A 21,542-nucleotide genomic window follows, 5' to 3' on the forward strand; every position below is an offset into this window, starting at 1 on the left:
CATGAAAGACATCGTTCGTTCGCGTCTGACATGGGCAGCCGTGCTGCTCGCGATCGTCGCCATGACGCTGCCGTGGTGGCTCACCGGATACATCCTCGGCGTGCTGACCGTGGCGTATTACTTCGGCGTCTTCGCGATGTCATGGGACTTGCTCTTCGGCTTCGCGGGTGAAGTCAATTTCGGGCCGACATTCCTGATCGGTCTCGGCGCATACTCCGCCGCGATACTCAACGCGCACGCCGCCGCGCCGATACCCGTATGCGTGATCGCGGGCGGACTCGTCGCGCTCGTCGGCGGCCTGCTGCTCGCGGTGCCCGCGTTGCGATTAAGAGGACCGTACTTCGGTCTCGTCACGCTGGTCGCGGTCCTCTTGTTGCAAAACGCGATCGTGATTTTCGCGGGCATCACGGGCGGCGAGATCGGCATGATGGTGCCCGATGTCATGTCCGTCGATGCAAGCGTGAACTACTGGATCGCGCTCGTGTTCCTGATCGTCTGCGCGATCATCCTGTTCGGCCTGTCGCGCTCGGCCATCGGTCTCATTCTGCAGGCAAGCGGTCAGGATACGGTCGGCGCGCAGGCGCTCGGCTTCAACATCGTGAAGCACAAGCTCGCGGCGTTTTGCATCAGCGCGTTGTTCTCGGGCGTCGCGGGCGCGATGCTCGTGTTCTATCAGGGCACGGCGTCGGTGAGCACGGTGGTCGATATCGGCATCGGCGTGCAGATCATCATCGCGGCGGTGCTCGGCGGAAGACGCACGATACTCGGCGCGGTGCTCGGCTCGATCTTCCTGATCGTTGCAGGCGAGTTCCTGCGGCCTCTCGGGCAGATCAACACCTTCGTCGTCGCGGCCGTCGCGCTCGCGGTCATCCTGTTCTTTCCGGATGGATTGCTCGGCAACCTCTTGCGCGTGAGGGAGCGTGAATGAACGATAGTGCGCTGCTCTCCGTGCGTGGCCTCACGAAGCGCTTCGGCGGCCTCGTCGCGGTGAAGGACATCGGCTTCGATATACAGGCCGGCGAGATACTCGGTCTCATCGGGCCGAACGGCTCGGGCAAATCCACGGTGATGAAGCTCATCATGGGCATCGAGCGGCCCAATGCGGGATCGGTCAAGGTCGATGGCGTCGAGATGGCCGGCTGGCTGCCGCATCGCATCGCGCGTGCGGGTGTGGGCATCGTGTTTCAGCACTCGCGGCCGTTGCATCGTCAAACGGTGCTCGAACATATCAAGCTCGCGTTGCTGCCCGATTCGCTCATCAAGCTCGCCGCCGATCCGCACGTGAACCGTCGCGCGCGGGAGATCGCGGAGCGCGTGGGCCTTGCCCGCGTGATGCATCGTCATCCCGCGACGCTTCCCTTCGCCGATCTGCGCCGCATGGAGATGGCGAAGGCCATTGCACGCGATCCGCGCGTGGTTCTCGTTGACGAACCGTTCGCGGGATTGACCGCTGCGGAGTCCGAAGTATTTGCCGATCTCATTCGCGGCTTTCGCGCGGAAGGGCGCGCGGTGCTGCTCGTCGATCACAATGTGAAGAGCCTGGCGGCGCTCGCCGATCGCGTGCTCGCGATGTATCTCGGCGAGCATGTCGCCGAGGGCACGGCGGAAGAGGTGATGCGCAACGAGACCGTGCGTCGCGTGTATCTCGGCGGCAAGATCGAGGCACGAGAGCGCGGCGCAGAAATCGCGAGCAACAGGCCGCCGATTCTTCAGGTCGATAACGTCGGCGTGCTGTACGGCAAGGCGCGCGCGCTCGATAGCGTCAGCATGCATGTGCGCGAAGGCGAGTTCGTGTCGGTCGTCGGCCTGAACGGCGCGGGCAAGACGACGCTCTTCAATGCCATCTCCGGGCTCGTGCCGTATGAAGGCACCATTCGCTACGGATCGCAGGAACTGAAGGGCATGAGCGGCGCGGCGATCGCGCGCGGGGGCATCGTGCAATGCCCGGAAACGCGCGAGCTTTTCGGCGACATGACCGTGCGCGAGAACCTCGATCTCGGCGGCTATCATCTCGCCGACAAGGTCCGCGCCGATCAGCTCAAGTGGCTCTTCGAGCTTTTTCCGATACTCGAATCGCGTGAGAAGCAGACGGCGCGCACGTTATCCGGCGGCGAACAGCAGATGCTCGCCATCGCACGCGCGCTGATGATGCAGCCGAAGCTGCTGATTCTCGACGAACCCACGCTCGGCCTTGCGCCGGTGATTCTCGAGCAATTGTCGAAGGCGATGGAACTCATGCAGAAGACCACGCCGATCACCGTGCTGCTCGGCGAGCAGAACGTGACCTTCGCGCTTCCTCATGCGGACCGGGTATATGTGCTGGAGCATGCGCGCATCGTGTGGGAAGGCAGCCCTTCGCGCTTCGAGAAGGAGATGGGGCGCGGCTTCCTCGAAGCGCCGCCGGCGGAACCGGCGCCGGCGTCGCGCGCGAAGGCGTAACGCGTCTCACATCATCGAAGTCCTTGGCGTGATACGCTGGCCTCTGGTACTCACGAGGCCAGAGCATGAAGGTCGCATCGCAATTCTTCGCGTTGCTGCTGATCGCGTGCAGCTTGCGCGCGCACGGCCAGGATATGCGTCTCACGGATGCGCAAATGGTCGGCGTCGTCATCGTCGCGAATCAGGCCGACGTTGCAGCGGGCGAGCTTGCCTTGCGCCGATCTCAATCGCGCAGCGTTCAGAGCTACGCGCGCAGGCTCATTGCCGAGCATGACGACGTGAATCGTCAGGTGGCCGTCATGCTCGATCGGCTCGATGAGCAGGCGCGCCCCAGCGCGATGAGCGACGCGCTCGCGAGACAGACACGCGACGATCTCTCCGCGCTCGACGACGTGCAAAGCCGCGATTTCGATCTCGCCTATCTGCAGCACGAAATCGCGTGGCATCAGCAATGGATCGCGACGATCGAGCGTTTTATCCGCACGACGACGAGCGCCGACGTCAAGGCGCTGCTGGCTGCGTCGCGGCCTGCTTGCATATTGCATCTCGATCAGGCGCAAAGGCTCGAATGGGCCTTGCGCCGACGATGAAATGGCCGCCGTTACGCCGCGCGCTGTTCGGCGAGGCGTGCAAGGCGAATGACCACGCGCGCATGGGTTGCGTCGAAGTATCCGTCGAGTTGCGCGTCGTGTCCCTTGATGATGGCGTTGGCAATATAAAGCCCAAGCCCCAGTCCGCCGCGATTGTTCGTGTTGTTGAGCGAGCCGCTCTTGAACGGATCGAGCAGCCGCTGAAAGCTCGTGCCGGGACGCTCGCGCAGCCGGTTGCTGATTTCGACGACCTGTATCGAACCTTCGGCGCGCGCGTTCAGTTCGATCGGATGCGAGATGTCGCCATGCTGGCGCGCATTGCTGATGAGATTCGTGAGCGCCTGACTGAAGCGGTCTTCATCGATATACGCATCGCCGATGTCATCCGTCACATGCGCGCAGATGGTCACGCCCGGATGCGCGAGCCGATTCTGCTCGACAGTGCTCTCGATCACTTCCTTCAAGCCGACGACCTCGCGGCTCAGGCCCAGACCCAGACCCGAACGAATGCGGCTCACATCGAGTATGTAGTTGATGAGCGACTGCATGCGCCGCGTCGAACCTTCCACGCGCTTCGCGGTGTCCGTCGACGTGGCGAGGCCGCGCCCCATCAGCAGCATCGCCATGTTGATGGCCTGCAGCGGATTGCGCAGATCGTGGCCGAGCGTGGCGAGCAGCGTGGTGCGGGCGCGTTCGGCTTCACGCATGCGCTGAAGCGCGACGTCCTGCAAGACCGCCTTCAGTTCTCGCGCGGCGCGCTGGTCGGCATCGCTCCATTCGCGGCTCGAACCCGTCACGGTCTGCTTCCATACTTCGAACGATCCACGCGGCGTGAGCCGTGGACCGTTCGGCCCCTGAGCGATGACCTTCTCCGGCGGCCCGGCCCAGTTGATCGTTTCGACGAGTTCGTCGCGCAGCCACACGATCGTGACCGGCGCATCGCCGCCGACATGAACCGCCATGCATCCCGCGGCCGCGCCGCTCGCGGAGGGAATCGGCGCGAGAGCGGGGAAATCGCGTTGCCATGAGTCGGTCACGAGCGTGTCGGTGCGCGTGTCGATCATATGCGCGGCGAGTGCGCAAAGCTCCGTGCGATGCACGAGCCGCGAGCCGCCGAGCGGCAGCACTTCGTGATCGACAACGGCGAACGCCGCGTCGCAATCGACGAGATCGACGATAGCCGGCCCCGCGCGCACGAGTCCCGATACGAAATCGTCGGCGTGCGCAAGCTCCGACATGATGCGTTGCGCGGATTCATGCGTGCGATGATCGTGCGACAGACTCAGCCGCGCCTCGGTCTGCGATACGAGGATGGACACCACCTGTGTCAGCACGGTGCACGAAAGCCGCACCGCATGCGATGCGCGATACGGGCTCATGTGGTGACACGCGAACAGGCCCCACAACTTGCCTTCGACGATGATCGACACGCTCATCGACGCGCACACGCCCATGTTCTTCAGATATTCGATGTGCACCGAAGAAACGCTTCGCAATACTGAATGACTCAAATCGAACGGGGCGTGCGTGTGAGGATTCATGCTCGGCACGATCGGCACCGGCTTGCTCGCTACAGATGCGATCTGTCGAATGGGATTGAGCAGATAGAGACGCCGCGCCTGCGCGGGAATATCGCTCGCCGGATAGCGCTGATGCAGATACGGCGAAAGATCGTCGCGATGCGCTTCCGCGATGACTTCGCCGCTTCCGTCGCCGAGAAAGCGATAGCCCATCACGCGGTCGAAGCCGGTCATCGTGCGGATGGCCTCGGCGGTCTCCTGCAGCAAGTCGGCCACGTTGGCATATTGGCGCGCTTGCAGGCGCTGAATGGCGCGCTGCGAATACATCGCGAATTGCGATGCGCCCGGCGTATCCGGCGGAACCTGCTCGAACTCGACGACGAGCGTATCGCCCGACCAGTGCATGACGAGATCGAAACGCTCGCCGGATTGCGCCATGCATTCGACGCTCTCCAGGCTTTCGTTGCGCTCGACCATCGCCTTGTCGATCGCAAGACGCGCGCAGCGGTCGAGATGGTCTTCCGACAGCGCATTTCGCAGCGCGGGCAGCGGCCCGAGCAGCGTCGCGGCGTTCTCGCTTTGCGCGATCAGCGCGCCGTTGCGGTCGAAGCAAAGCAGCGCGCCGTGCGGCTGCACGAGACCGAGCGCATGAATGGGTTCCTGATCGCAGTTCGCTACGTTTTCTGGGAGCGTGGGATTCTTCATTGGATGGCGATGCGGTTTCACGGGCTCCTTCGCTGAAAGAGGCGGTGACCGCGGGCTCTTTGATGATCAGGCAGTGCGACCGTCGATGTTCTTGATGGCGTAAGCAGGTCATTGCGCAAGTCGCGTGCCCGCGTGGGCATCGTGTCGGGCGAAGAGAGGCGCGGTGCAAGCAATGCATCGTACGCGAACGAAGGCAATTCGTCAGGCACGTGGGATGCACTTCGACATGGCCGTTTCCTTCCACCCAAAAGAGTTCAACCAGGTTCATTTCAAAGGATTCGCCCATGACTCCGCTTCGCCCGCGATACCGTTCGCGACTGGCCACGGCGCTCTTCGACTGGCTCAATCCGGTCCCGTACGGCCTCTTCGTCGGCACACTGATCTTCGACATCATCTATGCGAACACCGCCGTGGTCCTGTGGGCCAAGGCGGCGGCCTGGCTCGTGACTGTCGGACTTCTGTTCGCCATCGTTCCGCGCTTCATCAATCTCGGTCATGTATGGTTCGGTCCTCGCGGCTCGGTCACGGGCCTCGAACGTACCGACTTCTGGCTGAATCTCCTCGGCATCGTCGCGGCGATCGTCAATGCATTCGTGCATTCGCGCGATGGTTACGGGATCATTCCGCTCGCCGTCATTCTCTCGGTGGTCACCGTTGCGCTGCTGAGCATCGCGCAGGTCGCGCTCGCTTTGGACAAGTACAACCGCTTCAGCCTGCCGGAGGCCGCCCGTGAATAAAGCCATGTTGACCGGCGTCCTTTCGATGGCCATTGCCGCGTGCCTCGCCGGATGCGACGAACGCGCCTCGTACGATTCCGCGCATCAGGCGGGCGGCAATCCGCCGTTGCCGAGCCCGCACAACTTCTTGAAGCCGCCGATGCAGGTGCCGAAGCACGTCGGCTGGAAAAGCGGTGAAGCGCCGAAGGTCGCCGACGGCCTGAAGATCGAGAACATCGCGTCGGGGCTGGAGCATCCGCGCCAGGTGCTCGGGTTGCCGAACGGAGACATACTCGTCGCCGAATCGAGCAGCCCGCAGGAGGAGCCCGTCACCACGCCGAAGCAACTGGTCGCGGGCATGGTCCAGAGCCGCTCGGGCAAGGAAGCGAAGGGCGGCAATCGCATCACGCTGCTGCGCCGGGGCAGCGGCGGCGCGTGGGAAAAGCACGTGTTCATCGATCATCTGCATTCGCCGTTCGGCATGCAGCTGATCGGCAATACGCTCTATGTCGCCGATACCGACGCGATCCTCTCCTTCCCGTATCAGACCGGCGCGACGAGCATCGCGCAGCCGGGCGTCGAGCTGACCGATCTGCCGAGCACGGTCAATCATCACTGGACGAAGGCGCTGCTCGCGAGTCCCGACGGCAAGAAGCTGTACGTGGGCGTCGGATCGAACAGTAATGTCGGCGAGAACGGTCTCGAAGTGGAGTATCGCCGCGCGGTCGTGCTCGAAGTGGATATCGCGACGGGCGGCAGCCGCGTGTTCGCCGCGGGCATTCGCAACCCGACCGGCCTGCAATGGGAGCCGAAGACGGGCAAGCTGTGGGCGGTCGCCAACGAGCGCGACGAAATCGGCGCCGATCTCGTCCCCGACTATCTGACGTCGGTGCAGGAGCACGGTTTCTACGGCTGGCCTTACAGCTACTACGGGCAGCATGTCGACGAGCGCGTGCATCAGCAGCGGCCGGATCTGGTGTCGAAGGCGCTGAAGCCGGATTACGCGATCGGTTCGCACGTCGCGCCGCTCGGCCTCCTGTTCTATACCGGCGACAACCTGCCGGCGCAGTATCGCGGCGGCGCGTTCATCGGCGAGCACGGCAGTTGGGATCGCTCGCCGCTCTCGGGCTATGCGGTCGCGTACGTGGCGTTCGAGAACGGCAAACCGGTCGGCGCGCCGAAGCCGGTCGTCACCGGGTTCGTTTCCGACGACGAAAAGGAACTGCGCGGCGCGCCCGTCGGACTGGCGCAGGACAAGGACGGCGCGCTCATCATCGCGGACGACGCGGGCAACGCCGTCTGGCGGGTGACGAAAGCGGGAGGGTGACGCCTTCGCAGAACATTGCCGCGCCTCAAACCGCGCGGCATTCCTCTCTCAGGTTCTGGCACGGCCCCCCGGATCGGCCAGAACTTTCAAGCCGGCTCTCGAAGCCGGCTTTTTTTTGCCCCTAATCATCGACGGTAATAAGGTTATTGCAAAAAACGATGCGACGTTGGAACCGGTTCCAATGTATTCTGCGCGCGCAGCGTTGGAAACCGTTTCGGCCAGCTAGAACCTGAGAGAGAGCCGAGGATCACGAGCAACGGCCGGCGCTGCACCTTCTTCAAGCGCGAACGCGCCGTATGCCGTTCGGCGAAAGCGGCGCCGCGCATCCGGAGCCGCGCCGCCTTTCCAAACCGCGTTCGCATTTTGCGACGCCCCCGCGCACGCGGGCCTCGCGGCGCCTAACATCGTCTTCCATTCACGAACCGAACAAGACTCAAGCAATGGAATTCGAAACGAAGGTATCCATCGTCGTGCTGGACGAACTCGCGGTCTGGCAGAAGCTCAACGTCACCGCGTTCCTCGCGACGGGCATCGCGGGCGCGGCGCCCGAAGCGATGGGCGAGCCGTACGAGGACGCCGTGGGCCGCAGCCACGCGCGCTTGCTCGGCCAGCCGATGATGATCTACAAGGCCGATCCCGCCGGCCTGCTGCGCGCATGGCGGCAAAGCATCGAGCGGGAATTGATGCGCGCGGTGTACGTGCGCGCGATGTTCGCGACCGGCCACGATCAGGCGAATCGCGACGCCTTTCGTCAGGAACCGGCTGACGCGCCGGACCTCGTGGGTATCGCGATGCGCGGGCCGAAAAAGAGCGTCGACAAGGCCGTGAAAGGACTGACCCTGCACGACTAGGGCGATCGCTATTCGGCGGGACTCGGGCCGCGCTCCAGATACGTCGAGAGCGCGATATAGCTGCGCGTGCCCGTGAAGCCTTCGATGGAATGGATGCGTTCGAGCAGATCTTCGAGCGTTTGCGTATCGCGGGTGCGCACTTTGAGCAGCATGGCGCTTTCGCCCGTCACGGTGTGAATCTCTTCGACATCCGGCAACTCCTTGAGCGCGAGCAACTGGCGCGTGACGTTCCAACTGGTCGTGTCGACGTGGACGAACGCGAGCAGCGGACGCCCGAGCTTCGCGCCATCCAGCGACGCGACCGTGGCCGTGATCACGCGCTCGCGCTTGAGCCGCTTCACGCGTTCATGAACCGCCGGCGGCGACAGATGCAGCGCTTCGCCGAGTTCCGCGTAGCTGCGCGTGGCGTCCGCGGTGAGGAGGGCGAGCAGCTTGCGGTCGGTATCGTCGAGACGCGCGGGCGGCGAGTAAGGCTTGCGCATGCGCTGCGCCTTCGGAGTCGTGGCATCAGGCATTGTGTTGTTGAATGTCCCGTTGTGTCGTAGGAACATCGACTCTAGCAAAGATGCCGGCGTTCCCAATCGGCCTGGCGAAGGAAAGCGCGTCATGGTCACTACATCAAGCGAGCCGTTCCACGATGACCGTATCGAACCTGGACATTGAGCGTTGCATGATCGAATTGTTGAGCCGGCGTGCGGCAACGGCGTCCATTTGCCCGTCGGATGTGGCGCGCACGCTCGTGTCAGATGAAGACGCGTGGCGCGCACTGATGCCTTCCGTGCGGCAAGCGGCCGCGAAACTGGCGCGCGAGGAAAGGATCTCGATCACGCAGGGCAGCGAGACGTTGACGCCGGATCGAATCGATCATGGCCCGATCCGCTTGCGACGCGGCCCGAAGTTCTAGTCACGTTCGATGCCGCACGGCACGACCACGCCGCTTGAACGTGCCTGACAGCAGCTTTTGCGCCGAATTCGCAGCCGTGCGTGAGCGGAACAATGCCCTTCGTAAAGCATATTTAGGACATTTAATGGTTCAAATGCGATCGACTCAAACCTATCATCGATGCTTGCGGTCCCACGGTATCGACGTGGAACGACGCCGGCCAAGGCCGAAGAGTTGTCGGAACGCGGTGAATCGGCCGCATCACATCATGAAGAGGACTTTGACAATGGAAAAGATCGAGCGCAACGCACTGGCTCACGCGAACATCGCTGGCGGCGCCGCGAAGAGCGCTACCTTCACCCTTCCGGCTGGCGGCGCGAGCGTGCCGGCTGCCGGCACCACCACGCAAAGCGGCTCGGCCAGTTCGACCATCACCGTGAACGGTCAGACGGTCATCAGTCAGACGGTCACGTTCTGATCGCTGTCAGCCGATAGTCGAGAAAGCAAAAGGCGGATCAATCGATCCGCCTTTTTCATTGCGACGTTCCCGGCTCAGGAAGCCTCGATCGCCTTGTCACCGCGCTTCGCGCGCTTTTGCAATTCTTCCGTCGTCTCTCCTTCGCCGTTCGGCAGCCAGCCGGGCGGGCGCAACACGAAGCCCACCGCGTCCGACACGCTCTTCGCGTTCACCACGTCCTTCGCGAGGCTCTTCCAGTGCTCCGTTTCGACGACGATCGGATTGCGCGATGTCGTCGGCGTCGTCAGTCCGTAGCGGCAGGGTTCATCGGCGCGTTCCTCGATATACGTGCCGAACAGGCGATCGAAGATAATCAGCACGCCGCCGAAGTTGGCATCGAGATAAGCCGCGTTCGACGCATGATGCACGCGGTGCGACGAAGGCGTGTTGAGCACGTATTCGAGCCAGCCGAGCTTCGGGATCCACGTGGCGTGCAGCCAGAACTGATAGAGCAGGTTGATCGACAGCGCCGCCAGCACCACTTCCGGCCGCACGCCGAACCAGACGAGCGGCGTGAAGAACATCGCGGCGCCGGTGATCTTGCTCGTCCAGCCGAGCCGGTACGCGGAAGAGAGCGTCAACTGGTTGGGCGAATGGTGCACGGCATGCGTCGCCCAGAAGAATCGCACCGTGTGCGATACGCGGTGATACCAGTAGTAGCAGAACTCCATGCCGATGAAGAGCAGGATCACGGTCAGCGCCGAGTTGGTCGTGACCGTGTGGATGCGATGCTCCCACGCGAACGCGAACACCGGCGTCGCGAGCGAAAGCGGGAGAAACGCGAGCAGCTTGCGGCCGACGAGATCGGCGAGAGAAATCCAGACTTCGTGCCAGTCGAACGCCTTGTCGGTGCCCTTGTGCATGCGGCTCAAGACGAACGCTTCGAGCATCGACGCGGCCAGCACGATGACCAGCACGTATATCGATAATTTTCCGATCAGTTCCATGATGTCGCCCTCGGTGAATTGCGGATGCACGCACTGTAGTGATCGGGCGGGTTAAAAACCACGCAGGATTTATGTCGCGCGATGTCGCGCCTTTCGCACATGCGGCGCGCCGTGCAGCCGCGCGGCTCCGGCGCACCTTACGAAATGCTTGCCGGCATCTCGTGTCCCCTATAAGATTGCGAATAATTCGCATTTACCTAGATGAGCACCAAATGAGCGCAGCCGTCCCGCATCTCCCGTTCAAGGCATTCCGGGCATGAGGCCGGTTCTCGTTCGACTGCACCGCTGGTTCGGCGTCGCCACCGCGCTGTTTCTGTTCGTGTCGGGGCTCACGGGCGCGATCATCGCGTGGGATCACGAGATCGACGCGGTCCTCAATCCATCGTTCTTCCACGCGCGCACGGACGGCGCGCCGCTGCCGCCGCTCGAACTCGCGCGCCGCGTGGAGACCGCCGATCCGCGCGTCGAAGTGACGTATTTGCCGCTCGCCGTCGAGCCGGGCCATACCGCGCAGATGATGGTCTGGCCGCGCACGAATCCGTCGACGGGCGCGCCGTATGCCGTCGACTACAACCAGATCGCCGTCGATCCGGCCACCGGCGACGTGCAGGCGCGCCGCATGTGGGGCGCGGTCTCGCTCGCGCGCATCGATCTGATGCCGTTCCTCTACAAGCTCCACTACACGCTGCATCTGCCCGTGCTCGGCGGCTTCGATGTCGGAACGTGGCTGCTTGGCATTGTCGGCATCGTCTGGTTCTTCGACAGCGGCATTGCGCTCGTGCTGTCGTTTCCGAGCGTGAAGGCGTGGCGCAAGTCGCTCGCGTTCCGCTTCCGGCGCGGCGGCTACGCGCTGACGTTCGATCTGCACCGCTCCGGCGGCGTCTGGATCTGGGGCCTGCTGCTGGTGATGGCGCTCACGTCCGTCTCGATGAATCTGAGCGATCCGGTCGTGCGGCCGATCGTTTCCGCGTTCTCGAAGCTGACGCCATCGTTCCTGGAAAACGCCGAACTCGTTCGCGCCGGTCCGACGGGCCACGCGACCGTGACGCCCGCGCAGATTCTCGAAACCGCCGCGCGCGACGCGAAGCGCGAGAACATCGCCGAGCCGATGGGCGCGCTGTACTACGTTCCCGCGATGCAGGCATACGGCGTCGGCTTTTTCGCGCCGGGGCGCGATCACGGCGACGGCGGCCTCGGCAACGCGTGGCTCTACTACAACGGACACACGGGCGCGCTCGCGGGATCGTCGATTCCGGGACGCGGCTCGGCCGGCGACATCTTCATGCAGGCGCAGTTTCCGCTGCACTCGGGACGCATCGTCGGGATCGCGGGGCGCATTCTGGTGAGCGCGGTGGGCGTCGCCGTCGCAATTCTGAGTGCGACCGGACTGCTCATCTGGATGCGAAAACGCGCGGCACGCCGGCATTCGGCGGCGGCAGCGGATGCGCGGGCGGCGCGAGGGCGGTCGTTGTCATCTTGAGCGTGAACGGCTGCGGCGTTGCGCAATCGCAAATCGAACGTATTTTTAAATGATAACAACTATCATTTACGTTAAAATTCCGCGCAAAGTCGAGCCGCCGTCCGGACAGGACGGACGAACGACATAGAAAAATGCCGCCCGGATTCCAACGATGCCCCGGGACGGAACCGACCATCACCGACGTTTCTCCGATTCATGCCCGTTCTCCGTTCGCAAACCTTGCAGGCCGTGCCTGCACAGGCGCTGGCGCATCGCGCCGTCATCGTCGCGGCGATTGCCGTCGCGTTCTCTTCTTCCGCCTACGCGCAGAGCGCGGCTGCGCCGGACGCCGCTCCGTCCGCTGACAACGCGCTGCCGGCCGTCAAGGTTCAGGCGAGCAAGGAGCAGCTTCCCGGCGAACTCGCGCCGACGTTCGCGGGCGGCCAGGTCGCGCGCGGCGCGGACTTCGGCGTGCTCGGCCAGCAACGCACGCTCGACGTGCCGTTCAGCATGACGACGTACACGTCGAAGCTGATCGAAGACCAGCAGGCGCGCACCATCGGCGACGTGCTCGCGAACGATCCCGCCGTGCGTACCGCCTACGGCTTCGGCAATTTCGCGGAGACGTACATCATTCGCGGCTTCCAGCTCGACGGCGACGATGTCTCGCTCAACGGCCTTTACGGCATCACGCCGCGCCAGCTCGTCGCCACCGATGCGCTCGAGCGCGTCGACGTCTTCAAGGGCGCGAACACGTTTCTGAACGGGGCATCGCCGAACGGATCGGCGGTGGGCGGCGGACTGAACCTGCAGTTGAAGCGCGCCGACGACAAGCCGCTCACGCGCGTCACGCTGGAAGGCACGGCGTCGGGCGAAATCGGCGCGCATGTCGACGTGGGCCGGCGTTTCGGCAGCGAAGGGCAGTTCGGCATCCGCGTGAATCAGGCGAATCACGACGGCGAAACGAGCATCGACGGCGAACATCGCCGGGACAACACGACGGCCGTTTCGCTCGACTGGCGCGGCGACAAGCTGCGCCTGTACGGCGATTTCCTGTATCAGCGCCAGCGCGTGAACGACGGCCGGCCGACCGTGAACGTGAGCGGCGGCTTCATTCCCGAGACGCCTTCGGCCACGTACAACTACGCGCAGACCTGGAGCTACAGTTCGATCGAGGATACGGTCGGCATCCTGCGCGCCGAATACGATTTCCTGCCGGGCTGGACCGCCTATGTCGCGGGCGGCATGCGCCACACGGACGAGCACGGCGAATATTCGTCGCCGACGGTTTCCGCCACGGGCACGACGGCATCGCGCCTCGGCGTGCCGCACAAGGAAGACGGCAGCTCGGCCGAAGCCGGCGTGCGCGGCCACTTCAACACCGGGCCGGTTTCGCATTTCGTGACGGCGGGCGCGTCGATCGTGCGCGTCGATTCCATGTCGGCGTACACGTTCGCCGGCGCGTTCCCGACGAGCCTCTACGACACGCCGCAGGTGCCGTATCCGGCGAGCACGCTGTCGGCCGGTAATCTCGCGAGTCCGGGCACGGTCGGCCTCAACCTGATGCGCAGCGCATCGGTGTCGGACACGCTCGGCTTCCTGAACGACCGCGTGCTGTTCACGGTCGGCGCGCGCTATCAGGAACTGCACACCGACACGTTCGACTACACCGGCAAGCCGACGCGCGCCTACAACGATTCGCTCACGACGCCGCTCTTCGGCCTCGTCGTCAAGCCGTGGCAGAACGTGGCGTTCTTCGCGAACCGCAGCGAGGCGCTGGCCATCGGCGATTCCGCGCCGAACACGGCCGTGAACTTCGGCGAGCAATTGCCGCCCGAGAAGTCGAAGCAATACGAAGTCGGCGCGAAGTACGACAACGGCAAGTACGGCGCATCGCTTGCGCTGTTCCAGATCGAAAAGCCGCTGACGTACACGAACAGCGCGGGCTTCTTCGTCGATAACGGACGCGAGCGGCATCGCGGCGTGGAGGCGTCGGTCTATGGCGAGCCGTTGCGCGGCGTGCGCCTGATCGCGGGCGCGACGTATATCCACGGCACGCAGCTCGACACCGGCAGCGCGACGACGGACGGCAACATGCCCATCGGCGTGCCGACCTTCATGTTCAACGTCAACGCGGAATACGACGTGCCGGTGCTGAACGGCCTCACGCTGACGGCGCGCTGGATCCACACCGGCTCGCAATACCTGAACGTGACGAATACGCTGTCGATTCCCGCATGGGACCGGTTCGATCTCGGCGCGCGCTATGCGACCGTGCTGTTCGGCAAGCCGACGACGTTCCGCGCGAGCGTGCTCAACGTGGCGAACAAGTCGTACTGGTCGTCGACGATCGGCGGCTATCTGACGCAAGGCGCGCCGCGCACGGTGCTCCTTTCGATGACGACGGACTTCTGATTACCGTCGCCTGACAGCTTCTGTACGAGAGCAGCAAGGACGAACGCCGCCGGTTCATGTCGCGAACCGGCGGCGTTTTTGCCTGAAATGGATGCATATCGGCCCGACGCGGCATCGGTCGCGGTATAAAATTCGTCGTATCTGCCTTGCGCGTCAGGCGCACATCATCATGGAACCGACCTCGAGTAAAGAACCGTCTCGCCGGCGCTTGTCGAAGCGCTCGCTCAATGTCCTCTCGGCGCTGGTCGGCATCGGCACGCTGGCGCTTGGAGTCGGCTGGCTGATCCATAGCTGGATCGTCGATCTGGAGGTGCCGTACTTCGCCATTCCGCTCGTGCTGACGGTGCCCGTGATCGCGGCCGTGGCGTTCAGGAACATGTGGGACTAGCGATCGTTCGATCGACGATGGAAACTTGAAGCACAAAAGCAAATCGCCGCGATATACGCGGCGATTTGTTTTGATGCGATTTGCTTCTGATGCATATGCGTTGGTAGGCTCGATTGGACTCGAACCAACGACCCCCACCATGTCAAGGTGGTGCTCTAACCAGCTGAGCTACGAGCCTGTTGAGCCGCGCATTATAGAGAGCCCCAACGCGATATACAAGCCCGGCCGCGCAAATTCTTTCCGAGGCCAATGAGACGCGCCTTAGATCGCGTTCTCCTGCTGCATGCGTGCGTGCTTGCCGTCGGTGTTGGCGCCGCCGCCCGGCGCGTCTTCCGCATCGAGATAACGCTTGACCTCGGCGTTCGTCACGAAGCTCGCAGCGGACGACGCCGTGAGAATGTCGCGGGCTTCCTGCGGTTTCGCGATCGCGAAGCCCTGCACGTAATCGACGCCCAGTTCCTTCAGCGCATCCAGCGTCTGCAGGTCTTCGACCCATTCGGCGATGCTGCGCATGCCGAGATTGCGCGCGAGATTGATGATCGCCTCGACGATCGCGATGTCGGCCGGATGGTTGCACATCGTGCGGACGAACTCGCCGTCGATCTTGAGCGCATCCGCCGACAGCTTCTTCAGGTAGCGCAGCGACGTCTGGCCCGCGCCGAAATCGTCGATGGCGATCTTCGCGCCCATGTCGTGCACGCGCGCGATGAATCGCTCCGTGTGTTCGAGGTCGTGCAGCGCGACGCTCTCCGTGATCTCGATGCACAGGTAATGCACGACATCCGCGTAACGCGAGAAGAGCGCGAAGAGCTCGTCGAGGAAGTGCTCGTCGTTGAGCGAGCCGCCGCTCAGGTTCACGCACACGAAGCGCGTCTTCGTGAGCGACGCGCGGTTCTCCGCGAGCCACGCGAGTGTCGTGGACAACACCCAGCGGTCGATCTGCACGATGGTGCCCGAATCTTCCGCGGCGGCGATCAGCTTGCCGGCGGTCGCGACCGCTCCGTCCTGCGTGCGCAGGCGCAGCAGCACTTCGAAGTCGAGCGCCTCGTTGGGCGCGTGCATCGACATGATCGGCTGCATCACGAGGAAGAGGCCGTCGGGCAGGCGGCTTTCGCCCAGCGCCTCGATGAGGCTGATTTCGGCGGCGCGCTCTTCGAACGCCGGCGCGCCCCGGCGCAGCGCGACGAGCCGCGCATTGCCGCCGCGCTTGGCGGCGCGGCACGCGCGGTCCGCGTAGGCGAGGGCGTCTTGTCCACGCTCGTCCTGCGAGCATTCGACGACGCCGATCGATCCCCTGACCTGGAATGCGCGCGTATCCACGACGAACGGCGCCGCGTTCAGCGCGGTGACGAGTTCGCGGCAGCGCGCGATGGCCTCGTCGATGGTCATGCCCACGAGCACGCACACGAACTCGTCGCCACCGATGCGCCCGATCGGCACATGCGAGCCCAGGCGTTCCACGAGCCGCGCCGTGACATGCCGAAGTATTTCGTCGCCGGTGCTGTGGCCGAACAGGTCGTTGAACACCTTGAAGCGGTCGAGATCGAGATACGCGAGCGCCCACGTGCCGCCTTCGCCGCATTGCCGCGCGATGGCGTGCTCGATGCCGCGCCGGTTCAGAAGGCCCGTGAGCGAGTCGTGCTCGGCCAGGAAATGGAGCCGCTCGACCGCTTTCGAACGGTCCGTGACGTCTTCCAGCGAGCCTTCGATGAAACCGTTCGCGCGGATGGCCCGAAGCGAATAGCGGCGCACGTCGGCGCTCGCGCCCGATAGACCCGCTGCACCCGGCGCGCCTTCGATTTCGATCGACGCCGAATCGTCGCCTTCGAGCAGTTCGTTGAGCGCACGCTCGGCGCCCGGCGCGAAGTAGTCGGCCCAGCGATGCGTGCCGTATCGCCCTTGCGGGAGACCGAGCATGGCATGCAGCGCCGGGTTCGCGCGAACGAAGCAGTTGTCGCCGTTCAGCGTGAAGAGGCCGATCGGCGTGACGTCGTAGGTGTTGCGCAGTTCGATCTGCATCTGCCGGCGGCGCTCGCGCTCGTCGCGCATGCGTTCGGCGATGGCGAACGCGCACAGCATGCTCGACGACAGCGCCGTCACGACCGGGCTATGCGTGCCCGCGAGTCCCTTGAGCCCGAACGCGGCGGCGAGCACTTCCGAGAGCGTCGCGAAGAGCACGATGCCCATCGACGCGACATACCAGAGCACCGTGCGCGATCGCGCCTTGATGACGAGTTGCGCCAGGAAATACGTCAGCACCAGAATGCAGAAGCTCGCGCTCGCCCACAGCACGGGAATGAAATGGGCATAGCTCAGCGTGAATGCGGCGACCATCAGCAGGCAGCCGCCATAGCGCACGGCGTGCAGCGTCCAGCGCAGGCCGATGGCTTTCAGCTCGCGCCGGAACAGTTCGACGAAGAGCGTCGTGGTCAGCACGTAATATGACGCGAATGTGAATTCCCGCAGGAACTCGATATGGCCGGGCGGAATGAGCCGGCCCATCCATTCGGTATCGAAACCCATTGCGTTGGCCGTCAGGCGCAGATTGCCGACGAGCCACGCGGCAAAAATGACGTACGTCCATTCGTGATTGATGATGGCCGTCACGAACACGAAGATCGCGAGCGTCAGCAGGCCGCCCGTGATCAGCGATGCGCCCTGGTGGAAATTGAGCGTGCTTTCTTCGAGCTTGTCGCGGCTGAGCGCGGTCGCGGTGATGTACGCGGGGCCGGAGAACGTGCCGCGGCAAAGCACCTGCGTTTGCCGTGAATCTCCGTCGAGCCTGAGCGCGAAACCGGCCTTGTTGAAGCGGATTTCGCCGCTCGTGCCGTAGCGGTTGCCGGCGCCGAGAAGCGTCGGGGCGGGATTCGTCTTCCAGCAGGAGATCGTTTGCGCGTGCCGCGACGGAAGGTCGATGAAGGTGCTTGCTTCAGGGCCGAGCGAAGGCGCGTCGAGCAGGAACCAGAAGGGCGTTTCCGCGAGATGCGTGCTGTAACGCGCGGTGCGCGGCGTACCCTGCAGGCGCGCGATGGCATCGGCGGGTTGGAGCTTCGCGGAGGGATCGGCGATCACGTGAAAGCCGAGGGGGACGGTGCCGGTCGTATCGAACTGACGCGGCGCCCAGAGCATGACGGCGAGCGTGCCGAGCGCGATCACGCACGGCGCCACGTACACCGAGAAACGCAGGAACGCCCAACTGGTCAGCCGGTCCCGAAACGCCCGCTTGTCGCTTGTCATTTGCCGCCCTTTCCCATTAACTGCGCCTTCCGTCCCGTCCGTTCCATTGCTGCGGCAGCCGGCAGCGACGGCACGAACGCGCCGGCGCTGCGGAACTGCGAGTCCGCCCGGATCGCTCCGGGCAGAAGTTTGCCACCTTACACGTCGCTCAGCGATTTCAGGCCATTACACCCGGCGCGCTTGCGGTTGTCGCCGCCACTGCAACCGGTTTCGAGGCGACACTGACATCGATGTCGACGTGATCCGTTTCGAAGAAGAAGCCATAGAACGAGTGATTGACCGCCGCCCAGCGCTGACGCACGAGCGCCACCGGCTTCGCCATCACGCGATGAGGCATGCCGCCGACGTGCGTCATCGGCAGGAATTCGTTCTGGCCGAACACATCGCCGAAAAGCATCGCTTCATATTCCCGATCGAGTGGCGAACGCGCCGTGATCAACATCCAGTCGATACCGTTCTGCACGCAATACTGGTAATACGCCTTGCATAGCGCCACCTTGACCATCCGGCCGATCCCGCCGCGCGCGACGCCGAGCCGCGTCGCCTCGGCGAGGTTCGCATCGGCGAGCCAGTCCGGCAAACGGACCGACTGCTCGACCGCGAGCGGTCCGAACGTGTTCGTCTGGATCCGCATGGTGCCGAGCGGGCCGCCATCCAGCCGCGATTGCGCGAGCAGCACGACAGTGCCGGGCGCTGCGTCCAGCGCTTCGACGCCCATTGTTTCCGCGAACTCCGGCAAGTGTCGCCCGTAGGCGGCGCGGCGCATTTCGACGGCTTTGCCGAGTTCGGCCTGATCACTCACCACCTTTATCGTAAACGGCAGTCTTTCCGTTTTCTTGACTGTGTCCGCAGGCCAGTCCGGTTGGAGTGCCGTTAATCCCATATGTTGCGTCAAAAGCGCTGAATCGATGCGATCCATTTTTTTATCCCGTTGTTGGAGGAGGAAAAAAGTACGTCGCGCCAAGGGCATAGGGGCTCTGAGCGCGACCAACTAGATTCTCACGAACGTTAAGGACGTGATGTGTCTTGCCGTTCGAGCGAAAGCAGCGTTTCAAAAAGAGGCGAGTAGGTTTTACATGCGGGATGGCGAATCGGCTTTTTTGACGCGCGGACTCAACCGGAAAAAGTCAAGTCGTTTTCGATTCACTCCGAGAGAGTTACGCGCGTTCATGCGTTGCTGGTAGTCTGCGGCCTTCGCACGCACACGGACAGACAATGAACCTGGTGATGACACGCGGACCGCGGCCGCTGAGAGTGTTCTTGACGGGCCTCGCGCTTTACGGCGCAACGGAGGCGGCGCGCGCGCAGTCTTCGGTGACGCTGTATGGACTCGTCGATACGGCCGTGCGCTACACCACTCATGCGGACGCGGCGGGCAACGACCGGCTGCAACTCGCTAACGGCGGTCTCGGTGAGAGTCACTGGGGCCTGCTCGGGACGGAAGACATCGGCGGGGGAAACAGCGTCGTGTTTCAGCTCGAGAACCGCTTCTTTCCGAACAGCGGCACGAGCGATCCGTCTTATCCGTTCTTCAACACGGCGTTTGTCGGCATTCGTTCTTCGACTTGGGGTCGGCTGACGTTGGGGCGGCAAGTCAATCCGTTTGCGTCGGCCGTGCTGAGAAGCTACGTCACCAATGCGTGGCTGCCGACGGTCTATCTGTTCAGGCCCGAAGTCGGCATGGCGCAGGGCGTGTGGACCAGCAACATGGCGAAGTACACGGTGCGCTGGCAGGACGTGACGATGGAACTCTCGTATGCGTTCGGCGGCGCGGCCGGGGCATTCGGCGCGGGGAGCCAGATTGGTGCATCGGTGTCGTATGCGCCGGGCTGGCCGTTGCGGCTCGGGGCCGGTTATCTCGATACGCGCGATGCAGTGAATTCTTCCGCGCACTTGAAATCGTGGACCGCGGGCGGCGCGTATACGTTCGGCAACACGACGGTCAGCGCCGGTTGGGCGATGAATCGCGAAGACCGTGCTTATCTCGGCAATGCGCCGAACGGACCGTACACGCCCGCGCAACTCACGGCGCTGGGATTCACGCAATTGTCATCGCGCGAGATGTTCTTCGGCGGCGTGACGCAGTTGATCGGAACGCGCACGCATGTGGCCGCCAACGTGTGGCGCACGCTTCAGGTCGGCAAGACCGCGAGTGGAAACGGCAACGCGACGCAATTTCAGGTGGTCGCGGATCATGGCGTGTCGCGTCGCACGAGTTTTTATATCGAAGCCGATTACTCGCTGTATCGCGGTGGATTGATCGGCGCGCAATTGCAGGGAGTGAGTGGCGTTAGCGCAGCGAGTGGGTCGACTCAGCTCGCTGTCATGGGCGGCATGCGGCATAGTTTCTGACGCAAGTTTTAGCGTCGTTTCGCTCGGCGCCGCGCAAGCTAAGATGACGTTATCCCAACCATCGCCCGATACGGCCGGCCATGTCGTCGACCCCTGAGCAACGTACTCACAGCCGTATCGATGCGGGCGTGCACGATCTTCGCGTCACGCGATACGGCTTTCTCCTGCTCGATAACTTTTCGCTCATCGCACTCGGCACTGCGGTCGATCCCTTGCGTATCGCGAACATGCTCGTCGAACGCAAGGTGTACGAGTATCAACTGATCGGCGCGAGCAATGAGTTCGTGTGTTCGAGCGACGGCATCCGCGTCATGCCCGACGTTTCGATGGCCGACGCCGGCCGGTTCGATGCCGTGTTCGTCGTCGGTCCGAATCCCATTCCGCGCAGAAAGATCGGTGCCGTGCTCGACTGGCTGCGGTATCACGCACGCAGCGGAACCGCGCTCGGCGGGCTCGATACCGGCAGTTACTTTCTCGCGCGAGCGGGTCTTTTAAACGGTTATCGATGCACGATTCACTGGGAAGACCAGGACGTGCTGCTCGAACAGTTCCCCGGACTGACCGTGTCCAATCGCCTGTACGAAGTGGATCGCGACCGCTATACGTGCAGCGGCGGCGTCGCGCCACTCGATCTGATGGTGCATCTGCTCGGCATGCCGCCCGGCAGTCATTCGCTCGCCGCGCGCGTGCTCGAATTGCTCGTCGCCGAGCGGCGCAGTCACGAGCAGCGACAGGTGACATCGCTCAGGCAATACATCGGCGCGGAACACGCGAAGCTCGACGAAGCCCTGCAACTCATGGAAAGCAACGTCGAGGAAACGCTGTCGGTTGCGGAGATCGCCGGCTTTCTCGATGTATCGCAACGGCAGCTCGAACGATGGTTTCACGAGCGGCTCGGCAAGACGCCCGCGCAGGCGTATCTGGAGATCCGTCTTTTGCGCGCCCGCCAGTTGCTTTATCGCACGGCGAAATCACTCGAAGAAGTCTGCACGCGCACGGGTTTCACATCGCTCACGCATTTCTCCACGCGCTATAAAGCGCAGTTCGACATTTCTCCGATGGCCGATCGCAGGCGCTATCAGAAGGCGCTTTAGCGCTTTCTCCAGAGTGAGTAAGTCCGCTCGCACGCTCGTGCGAGTTTTCGCTAGTCGTTAACCCTCGATGTCGAAAAGAGAGAGTTCGTCGTCGAATCTGGA

The 21,542-nt window shown here is 63.5% G+C and carries 18 protein-coding genes and 1 tRNA gene; 13 read left to right on the top strand and 6 right to left on the bottom strand.

The window, feature by feature from the left end:
• The first annotated feature begins 1 nt into the window (after position 1).
• From NCR39_RS16080 to NCR39_RS16090, 3 genes are all read left to right on the top strand, one after another.
• Positions 2-928, top strand: a complete 927-nt coding sequence (locus NCR39_RS16080) for a branched-chain amino acid ABC transporter permease (RefSeq protein WP_250453082.1) — start codon at positions 2-4, stop codon at positions 926-928.
• On the top strand, positions 925-2,439 hold the full coding sequence (locus NCR39_RS16085; protein ID WP_250453083.1) for an ATP-binding cassette domain-containing protein: 1,515 nt from the start codon (positions 925-927) through the stop codon (positions 2,437-2,439). The genes NCR39_RS16080 and NCR39_RS16085 overlap by 4 nt, the downstream gene beginning before the upstream one ends.
• Before the next feature lie 65 nt (positions 2,440-2,504).
• Positions 2,505-3,029: a DUF4142 domain-containing protein gene (locus NCR39_RS16090; protein ID WP_250453084.1), complete on the top strand. Its 525-nt coding sequence runs from the start codon at positions 2,505-2,507 to the stop codon at positions 3,027-3,029.
• Between the two features lie 11 nt (positions 3,030-3,040).
• On the opposite strand, the gene NCR39_RS16095 is transcribed toward NCR39_RS16090, so the two are convergent.
• A complete protein-coding gene (locus NCR39_RS16095; protein ID WP_250453085.1) occupies positions 3,041-5,254 on the bottom strand; it encodes a GAF domain-containing protein in 2,214 nt (737 codons plus the stop codon).
• Positions 5,255-5,538: 284 nt separating this feature from the next.
• Between NCR39_RS16095 and NCR39_RS16100 the strand changes: the two genes are divergently transcribed.
• The 3 genes from NCR39_RS16100 (at position 5,539) to NCR39_RS16110 (ending at position 8,148) form a co-directional block, all read left to right on the top strand.
• Positions 5,539-5,991, top strand: a complete 453-nt coding sequence (locus NCR39_RS16100; protein ID WP_250453086.1) for a DUF2231 domain-containing protein — start codon at positions 5,539-5,541, stop codon at positions 5,989-5,991.
• Positions 5,984-7,297, top strand: a complete 1,314-nt coding sequence (locus NCR39_RS16105) for a PQQ-dependent sugar dehydrogenase (RefSeq protein ID WP_502800226.1) — start codon at positions 5,984-5,986, stop codon at positions 7,295-7,297. Before NCR39_RS16100 ends, NCR39_RS16105 begins: the two co-directional genes overlap by 8 nt.
• Positions 7,298-7,737: 440 nt before the next feature.
• A complete protein-coding gene (locus NCR39_RS16110; RefSeq protein WP_250453087.1) occupies positions 7,738-8,148 on the top strand; it encodes a DUF2000 domain-containing protein in 411 nt (136 codons plus the stop codon).
• 8 nt (positions 8,149-8,156) lie between these two features.
• On the opposite strand, the gene NCR39_RS16115 is transcribed toward NCR39_RS16110, so the two are convergent.
• Positions 8,157-8,630, bottom strand: a complete 474-nt coding sequence (locus NCR39_RS16115; RefSeq protein ID WP_250453088.1) for an Lrp/AsnC family transcriptional regulator — start codon at positions 8,628-8,630, stop codon at positions 8,157-8,159.
• A gap of 155 nt (positions 8,631-8,785) precedes the next feature.
• On the opposite strand from NCR39_RS16115, the gene NCR39_RS16120 reads away from it, so the two are divergent.
• Both NCR39_RS16120 and NCR39_RS16125 read left to right on the top strand, forming a co-directional pair.
• Positions 8,786-9,052: a DUF3253 domain-containing protein gene (locus NCR39_RS16120; RefSeq protein ID WP_284507240.1), complete on the top strand. Its 267-nt coding sequence runs from the start codon at positions 8,786-8,788 to the stop codon at positions 9,050-9,052.
• Positions 9,053-9,317: 265 nt separating this feature from the next.
• Positions 9,318-9,509, top strand: a complete 192-nt coding sequence (locus NCR39_RS16125; RefSeq protein ID WP_250453090.1) for a hypothetical protein — start codon at positions 9,318-9,320, stop codon at positions 9,507-9,509.
• 74 nt (positions 9,510-9,583) lie between these two features.
• Here NCR39_RS16125 and NCR39_RS16130 read toward each other — a convergent pair whose 3' ends face one another.
• Entirely contained in the window at positions 9,584-10,495 is a 912-nt protein-coding gene (locus NCR39_RS16130; RefSeq protein WP_250453091.1) for a sterol desaturase family protein, read from the bottom strand.
• A gap of 256 nt (positions 10,496-10,751) precedes the next feature.
• Here NCR39_RS16130 and NCR39_RS16135 point away from each other — a divergent pair, with 256 nt between their 5' ends.
• The 3 genes from NCR39_RS16135 (at position 10,752) to NCR39_RS16145 (ending at position 14,757) form a co-directional block, all read left to right on the top strand.
• The gene (locus NCR39_RS16135; protein WP_250453092.1) at positions 10,752-11,975 is read left to right on the top strand and encodes a PepSY-associated TM helix domain-containing protein; all 1,224 of its coding nucleotides are present in this window, start codon (positions 10,752-10,754) and stop codon (positions 11,973-11,975) included.
• Between the two features lie 195 nt (positions 11,976-12,170).
• On the top strand, positions 12,171-14,369 hold the full coding sequence (locus NCR39_RS16140; protein ID WP_250453093.1) for a TonB-dependent receptor: 2,199 nt from the start codon (positions 12,171-12,173) through the stop codon (positions 14,367-14,369).
• A 169-nt stretch (positions 14,370-14,538) separates the two neighbouring features.
• Complete coding sequence (locus tag NCR39_RS16145) at positions 14,539-14,757, top strand: hypothetical protein (protein WP_250453094.1); 219 nt, start codon at positions 14,539-14,541, stop codon at positions 14,755-14,757.
• Between the two features lie 101 nt (positions 14,758-14,858).
• On the opposite strand, the gene NCR39_RS16150 is transcribed toward NCR39_RS16145, so the two are convergent.
• The 3 genes from NCR39_RS16150 to NCR39_RS16160 all read right to left on the bottom strand — a co-directional run bounded on the left by NCR39_RS16150 (position 14,859) and on the right by NCR39_RS16160 (position 18,913).
• Positions 14,859-14,935: transfer RNA gene (locus tag NCR39_RS16150), tRNA-Val, on the bottom strand.
• Between the two features lie 83 nt (positions 14,936-15,018).
• Complete coding sequence (locus NCR39_RS16155) at positions 15,019-17,994, bottom strand: putative bifunctional diguanylate cyclase/phosphodiesterase (RefSeq protein WP_250453095.1); 2,976 nt, start codon at positions 17,992-17,994, stop codon at positions 15,019-15,021.
• 157 nt (positions 17,995-18,151) lie between these two features.
• Positions 18,152-18,913, bottom strand: coding sequence for an N-acyl amino acid synthase FeeM domain-containing protein (locus NCR39_RS16160; RefSeq protein ID WP_250453652.1), 762 nt, complete (start codon positions 18,911-18,913; stop codon positions 18,152-18,154).
• Positions 18,914-19,221: 308 nt separating this feature from the next.
• Here NCR39_RS16160 and NCR39_RS16165 point away from each other — a divergent pair, with 308 nt between their 5' ends.
• Positions 19,222-20,346 (top strand): porin, encoded by a 1,125-nt coding sequence (locus NCR39_RS16165; RefSeq protein WP_250453096.1) that lies wholly within the window; start codon positions 19,222-19,224, stop codon positions 20,344-20,346.
• Between the two features lie 80 nt (positions 20,347-20,426).
• Positions 20,427-21,440 (top strand): GlxA family transcriptional regulator, encoded by a 1,014-nt coding sequence (locus NCR39_RS16170; protein ID WP_250453097.1) that lies wholly within the window; start codon positions 20,427-20,429, stop codon positions 21,438-21,440.
• Positions 21,441-21,542 lie beyond the last annotated feature (102 nt).

The organism is Caballeronia sp. ATUFL_M2_KS44, from assembly GCF_023630965.1.
GTDB lineage: Bacteria > Pseudomonadota > Gammaproteobacteria > Burkholderiales > Burkholderiaceae > Caballeronia > Caballeronia concitans.

What these genes read in the sequence shown, in the direction of transcription:
- NCR39_RS16165 (WP_250453096.1), top strand. Translation starts at nt 19,222, where the DNA reads ATGACACGCGGACCGCGGCCGCTGAGAGTGTTCTTGACGGGCCTCGCG.
- NCR39_RS16145 (WP_250453094.1), top strand. Translation starts at nt 14,539, where the DNA reads ATGGAACCGACCTCGAGTAAAGAACCGTCTCGCCGGCGCTTGTCGAAG.
- NCR39_RS16160 (WP_250453652.1), bottom strand. Translation starts at nt 18,913, where the DNA reads ATGGATCGCATCGATTCAGCGCTTTTGACGCAACATATGGGATTAACG.
- NCR39_RS16170 (WP_250453097.1), top strand. Translation starts at nt 20,427, where the DNA reads ATGTCGTCGACCCCTGAGCAACGTACTCACAGCCGTATCGATGCGGGC.
- NCR39_RS16140 (WP_250453093.1), top strand. Translation starts at nt 12,171, where the DNA reads ATGCCCGTTCTCCGTTCGCAAACCTTGCAGGCCGTGCCTGCACAGGCG.
- NCR39_RS16115 (WP_250453088.1), bottom strand. Translation starts at nt 8,630, where the DNA reads ATGCGCAAGCCTTACTCGCCGCCCGCGCGTCTCGACGATACCGACCGC.
- NCR39_RS16125 (WP_250453090.1), top strand. Translation starts at nt 9,318, where the DNA reads ATGGAAAAGATCGAGCGCAACGCACTGGCTCACGCGAACATCGCTGGC.
- NCR39_RS16155 (WP_250453095.1), bottom strand. Translation starts at nt 17,994, where the DNA reads ATGACAAGCGACAAGCGGGCGTTTCGGGACCGGCTGACCAGTTGGGCG.
- NCR39_RS16085 (WP_250453083.1), top strand. Translation starts at nt 925, where the DNA reads ATGAACGATAGTGCGCTGCTCTCCGTGCGTGGCCTCACGAAGCGCTTC.
- NCR39_RS16080 (WP_250453082.1), top strand. Translation starts at nt 2, where the DNA reads ATGAAAGACATCGTTCGTTCGCGTCTGACATGGGCAGCCGTGCTGCTC.
- NCR39_RS16110 (WP_250453087.1), top strand. Translation starts at nt 7,738, where the DNA reads ATGGAATTCGAAACGAAGGTATCCATCGTCGTGCTGGACGAACTCGCG.
- NCR39_RS16090 (WP_250453084.1), top strand. Translation starts at nt 2,505, where the DNA reads ATGAAGGTCGCATCGCAATTCTTCGCGTTGCTGCTGATCGCGTGCAGC.
- NCR39_RS16130 (WP_250453091.1), bottom strand. Translation starts at nt 10,495, where the DNA reads ATGGAACTGATCGGAAAATTATCGATATACGTGCTGGTCATCGTGCTG.
- NCR39_RS16120 (WP_284507240.1), top strand. Translation starts at nt 8,786, where the DNA reads ATGACCGTATCGAACCTGGACATTGAGCGTTGCATGATCGAATTGTTG.
- NCR39_RS16135 (WP_250453092.1), top strand. Translation starts at nt 10,752, where the DNA reads ATGAGGCCGGTTCTCGTTCGACTGCACCGCTGGTTCGGCGTCGCCACC.
- NCR39_RS16095 (WP_250453085.1), bottom strand. Translation starts at nt 5,254, where the DNA reads ATGAAGAATCCCACGCTCCCAGAAAACGTAGCGAACTGCGATCAGGAA.
- NCR39_RS16100 (WP_250453086.1), top strand. Translation starts at nt 5,539, where the DNA reads ATGACTCCGCTTCGCCCGCGATACCGTTCGCGACTGGCCACGGCGCTC.